Consider the following 1,001-nt stretch of genomic DNA (forward strand, 5'->3'; position numbering starts at 1 on the left):
TGCAACATCGGCACGATTGGTCACGTTGACCACGGCAAGACGACGCTGACGGCGGCGATCACGATGGTTCTGGCCAAGGCCAGCGGTGGCAAGGCGATGAACTACGCCGACATCGACGCGGCCCCGGAAGAGAAGGCCCGCGGCATCACGATCAACACGGCGCACGTGGAATATGAGACGGAAGCCCGTCACTATGCCCACGTCGACTGCCCCGGCCACGCCGACTATGTGAAGAACATGATCACCGGTGCCGCCCAGATGGACGGCGCGATCCTGGTGGTTTCGGCCGCTGACGGCCCGATGCCGCAGACCCGCGAGCACATCCTGCTGGCCCGTCAGGTCGGCGTGCCGGCGCTGGTGGTGTTCATGAACAAGGTCGACCTGGTCGACGACGCCGAGCTGCTCGAGCTGGTCGAGATGGAAGTGCGCGAGCTGCTTTCGTCGTACGACTTCCCGGGCGACGACATCCCGATCACCATGGGTTCGGCCAAGGCCGCCACCGACGGCGTCAAGCCGGAGATCGGTGAGCAGCAGGTGCTCAAGCTGATGGAAACCGTCGACGCCTACATCCCGCAGCCGGCGCGTCCGCTGGACCTGCCGTTCCTGATGCCGGTCGAGGACGTGTTCTCGATCTCGGGTCGCGGCACCGTGGTCACGGGCCGTATCGAAAAGGGTATCGTCAAGGTCGGTGAGGAAGTCGAAATCGTCGGCATCCGTCCGGTCCAGAAGACGACCTGCACGGGCGTGGAAATGTTCCGCAAGCTGCTCGACCAGGGCCAGGCCGGCGACAACGTCGGCGTGCTGCTGCGCGGTACCAAGCGTGAAGACGTCGAGCGCGGCCAGGTTCTCTGCAAGCCCGGCTCGATCACCCCGCACACGAAATTCCTCGCTGAGGCCTATATCCTCAACAAGGAAGAGGGCGGCCGTCACACGCCGTTCTTCACCAACTACCGCCCGCAGTTCTACTTCCGCACCACGGACGTGACCGGCATCGTGCACCT

Annotated in this window: 1 protein-coding gene; it reads left to right on the top strand. The window is 64.4% G+C overall.

The window, feature by feature from the left end:
* Positions 1-1,001: elongation factor Tu (gene tuf, locus Q8L83_RS00020; protein ID WP_305284053.1), on the top strand; the 1,001-nt coding region annotated here is incomplete at both ends.

The organism is Phenylobacterium sp. (assembly GCF_030680185.1).
Taxonomy (GTDB): domain Bacteria; phylum Pseudomonadota; class Alphaproteobacteria; order Caulobacterales; family Caulobacteraceae; genus Phenylobacterium.